This window comes from Mesorhizobium sp. M1E.F.Ca.ET.063.01.1.1 (genome assembly GCF_003998155.1).
Classification (GTDB): Bacteria; Pseudomonadota; Alphaproteobacteria; order Rhizobiales; family Rhizobiaceae; genus Mesorhizobium.
Map to the genome: position 1 here is coordinate 1 of NZ_RZSC01000580.1, position 3,824 is coordinate 3,824.

The following is a 3,824-nucleotide window of genomic DNA, read 5'->3' on the forward strand; positions in this document are numbered from 1 at the left end:
GCTACAGCGACCAAGCGCTGTCGGGTATCGGCGGCGACGACACGCCGCTGGCGATGGTCTCACGCCGCTTCGAGGTCGGCGAGCAGCGCGCGCGTTCGCTTCTTGCCGGCGCCGGCGTCGCCATCGAGATGCAGGAGAAGAAGATCGCCGCTTTGTCGGGCGGGCAGCGGTCTAGGCTGATGATGCTGGTGCTCAGGCTCATCAACCCCAATTTCTATCTCCTCGACGAGCCGACCAACCACCTCGACATCGACGGCCAGGAAGCACTGGAGGAGGAACTGCTCAAGCATCAGGCGAGCTGTTTGCTCGCCTCGCACGACCGCTCCTTCATCCGCGCCGTCGGCAACCGTTTCTGGCTGATCGAGAAGCGGCGCCTGACCGAAGTCGACAGTCCGGAAGCGTTCTTCCGCTCAGTCGCCGAAACGGGGTGCTGAGACCATCGCAAGGCCGGCTCGCTACGGGCCGGCCTTTCGGGCGCAAGAAAAAAATCAGGCGATCTGTCGGATCGCCGATCGCCGCTGCGTCCTTGGGATGCCGACGCGATGGTGCCGGCATCAACCAGGGAGAGTTCATCATGTCGATTCTGTCATCCATCGGCCGCATCGCCACCCAATATGCGGAGGCGCGCGCCCGCTACCGCAGCGAGCGCATGCTGCTTTCGCTGCCGGCCGAACTGCGCAAGGACATCGGCTTTCCGGAAATTCTCGACACGCGCGACAGCCGCCGCACGGCCACCTTCTCGACCAAGGTCATCTGAAAGGACCCGTCAAGCAGCGCGAGCATCACCCGGCTTCGCCGGTTGCCTGGCCTGCCCGGGTCCGGCCTCAAAAAATTCCGCCGCCCGTGTAGGATTGCGGTCGCCTCGTCCGTCTTTTGATCGCAAGGCCAAATCAACCCTCGAAGAGGAACACGCGAAATGACCGACCAGACCCCACCCCGCGCCAAGGTGCTCGGCGGACTGACCCCCTATCTGCAGGTCGACGGCGCCATCAAGGCGGCCGAGTTCTACAAGAAGGCTTTCGGGGCCGAGGAGGTCTTCGCCTATCCGCCGGACGACCAGGGCCGCACCATGCATATCCACCTCTATGTCAACGGCTCGACGCTGATGCTGGGCGACGCCTATCCCGAGCACGGCCATCCACATCAGAATGCGCAGGGCTACGTGCTTCAGCTCCATCTCGGCAGCGACGATATCGACACTTGGTGGCAGCGCGCGGTGGACGCCGGCTGCGAGGTCGTCACGCCGCTGCAGGTGATGTTCTGGGGCGACCGCTGGGGCCAGGTGAAGGATCCCTTCGGCGTCGCCTGGGCGATGAACGCCCCGGTGAAATGAGCTGGACGTCTACCTCTCCCCTTGTGGGAGAGGTCGGATTGCCCCGATTTGTCCTTCACAAATCGGCTGGCAATCCGGGTGAAGGGTACGTGGCGCCAAGCTGGAACACCCCTCATCCGTCTTGCCGCTTCGCGACAAGCCACCTTCTCCCACAAGGGGAGAAGGAAGATCCTCACCAGCAAAGGAGCTCACCATGTCCTATGTCGATGGCTTCGTGCTCGCCGTGCCGAAGGCAAATCTCGATGCGTACAAGAAGATGGCCGAGAATGGCGGCGCCGTGTGGATGGAGCACGGCGCCCTTGCCTATGTCGAATGCGTCGGCGACGACGTGCCTTACGGCGAGCTGACCTCGTTTCCGCGCGCCGTGCAGGCGAAGGACGACGAAGTCGTCATCTTCGCCTGGGTGGTCTATGAATCCAGGCAGAGCCGCGACGCTGTCATGGCCAAGGTGATGGCCGATGAACGCTTGAAGATGGACTGGTCGTCAATGCCGTTCGACGGCAAGCGCATGATCTTCGGCGGCTTCCAGCCATTCATCGAATTGTAGGCGCATTGCCATCACTTCGTCATCCTAGGGCGGAGCAAGGAGCGAAGCGACGCGCGCAGACCCTAGGATCCATGCCGTGACGTTAAGGCGTTGAAACGGTTGAAGAATTCTGCTCCGCCGCACCTTTCGACAAAGGTCACGGCATGGATCCTCGGGTCTTCGCGACGCCGCTCCGCGGCTGCTCCGCCCGTGGATGACGAAGCTGAGAGGGCTTCGGCCAACCGGAGAACAGTGTGCTAATTCAGCCTATCGAGCAGCGGCTTCAGCCTATCGCCATAGCGCTTCCACAGATCGACCGAGCCTTGATACATCGGCTGGCGCACCTGCGCGGCGGACGCCGTCCGCACGGGGCGGTCGGTTTCGTGGAAAGACAGCACCTTGTCGTCCCAGGGCAGGCCGAGATGCGCCATCAGCGCCCTTGTCTGCCCCTCCTGGTCGGTGACGAAATCCTCATAGCGCACATCGTGCACGACGCCCGGCAGCACCTTGTGCCAATGCGCCATGATGTCCGTATAGAGGTTATAGAAATCGGCGAGCTCGCCGAGATCGTAGCCGTAGCGGTGGCTGTCGCCGCGGAAATGCACCTTGAAGATCGACAGGCACGTGGCGGCCGCGTCGCGCGCGCAGTGCACGATCTTCGCCTTCGGCAGCATCATGTGAAGGAAGCCGACCAGAAGGAAGTTGCCCGGCATCTTGTCGGTGACATGCCGGAAGCCCGGATAGCGGCTGTGCAGCATATCGAGATAGGCTTGGCCCGCCTCGGCGAAGGCCTTGTCCGGCATGCCGGCTATCCCCCGGGGAAAGCCGCCAGGCATGTTCATCGGAAACTGCTTGCCGACCGCCGTCTTCAGGATGCTGAGCTCGCCCGCGCCAAAGACTTGGGGATGGCTGGCGATGATCTGCTCGACCAGCGTCGTGCCGGAGCGCGGCATGCCGACGACGAAGATCGGCGTATCGTCGGCAATGTCGCTCGGCTTGTGTTTCTCGAAGAAGGCCTCGTCGAAGACCGCCTTCATGGCCTCGAACTCGTCGCGCGTCCTCACCGGATCGTAGTCGATGCCCTTGCGGCGGATCGCGTTGCCCTCTGCGAAATAGTCGAAGGCGCGGCCATAGTCCTTCAGATCGTCATTGGCCTTGCCGAGGCCGAAGGAAAGCTGCATGCGCGCAAGGCTGTCCTTTGGCGCCTTGGCATGCTCGGCTTCCATCCCCGCAAGCTCGGGGTCGCGCTCAGTCTGGCGCTTGATCTGCGTCAGCAAAAGCCAGGCCTTTGCCATGGCGGGAGCGATCGCAACCGCCTGGCGGGCAAGATCGGCGGCCTCGGCGAGCTTGCCCTTCTCCATCATGGCGACGCCGAGCCCATAGAGCAGCTCCGCATCCTTGGGCCGGATCGACAGCGACTCGCGGAAGAGAGCAATCGCCTCGTCCAGCCGCCCGGCTTCCTGCAGCGTTTCGGCAAGGCCGATGCGGGCGCGGACATGGAACGGGTTGCGGCCGATCGTGCCGCGGTAGATCTCCTCGGCGCCCTCGAACTGGCCGAGCTGCTTCAGCGACGACCCGAGATTGTCACGCGCCGCCAATTGGTCCGGACGGATGTCCACCGCGCCACGGAAGAAATCGACAGCGGCGGCGATACGGCCGAGGTCGCGCATCACCGTGCCCATATTGTTGAGGAAATCGGCATTCCGGGGCTGCAGCGTCACCGACTGCTCGATGAGATCGAGCCCTTCCTCGCTGCGGCCGGTCTGATGCAGCAGGAGTCCGAGGAAATGCAGTGCGGCGGCGTGGTTCGGCTGCTGCCCCAGCACCCGCCGGTAGAGCGACTCCGCCTCCTGGCGGCGCCCCGTCTGGTGCAGTTGCAGCGCCTTTTGCACATAAGGATCGAGCGGGCTCGCCGAACCGGCCTTGCCACTCGCGCCCGCCGCACTTCTCTGATCTCTGTTAATG

General features: G+C 63.5%; 5 protein-coding genes. 4 read left to right on the forward strand and 1 reads right to left on the reverse strand.

From position 1 onward, the window contains the following. From EOA29_RS28435 to EOA29_RS28450, 4 genes are all read left to right on the forward strand, one after another. On the forward strand, window positions 1-434 hold a 434-nt coding region (locus EOA29_RS28435), incomplete at its 5' end, for an ATP-binding cassette domain-containing protein (RefSeq protein WP_145969841.1). A gap of 140 nt (window positions 435-574) precedes the next feature. After that, window positions 575-757 (forward strand): hypothetical protein, encoded by a 183-nt coding sequence (locus EOA29_RS28440; RefSeq protein ID WP_126092404.1) that lies wholly within the window; start codon window positions 575-577, stop codon window positions 755-757. A 159-nt stretch (window positions 758-916) separates the two neighbouring features. Next, window positions 917-1,333, forward strand: a complete 417-nt coding sequence (locus EOA29_RS28445) for a glyoxalase/bleomycin resistance/extradiol dioxygenase family protein (protein ID WP_126092403.1) — start codon at window positions 917-919, stop codon at window positions 1,331-1,333. A 193-nt stretch (window positions 1,334-1,526) separates the two neighbouring features. Further along, window positions 1,527-1,880, forward strand: a complete 354-nt coding sequence (locus tag EOA29_RS28450) for a DUF1428 family protein (protein ID WP_126092402.1) — start codon at window positions 1,527-1,529, stop codon at window positions 1,878-1,880. 236 nt (window positions 1,881-2,116) lie between these two features. Here EOA29_RS28450 and EOA29_RS28455 read toward each other — a convergent pair whose 3' ends face one another. Next, window positions 2,117-3,751, reverse strand: a complete 1,635-nt coding sequence (locus EOA29_RS28455) for a tetratricopeptide repeat-containing sulfotransferase family protein (protein ID WP_126092401.1) — start codon at window positions 3,749-3,751, stop codon at window positions 2,117-2,119. Window positions 3,752-3,824 lie beyond the last annotated feature (73 nt).

Excerpts from the sequence above, each read along its gene's own strand:
- EOA29_RS28440 (WP_126092404.1), top strand. The coding sequence starts at position 575 with ATGTCGATTCTGTCATCCATCGGCCGCATCGCCACCCAATATGCGGAG.
- EOA29_RS28450 (WP_126092402.1), top strand. The coding sequence starts at position 1,527 with ATGTCCTATGTCGATGGCTTCGTGCTCGCCGTGCCGAAGGCAAATCTC.
- EOA29_RS28445 (WP_126092403.1), top strand. The coding sequence starts at position 917 with ATGACCGACCAGACCCCACCCCGCGCCAAGGTGCTCGGCGGACTGACC.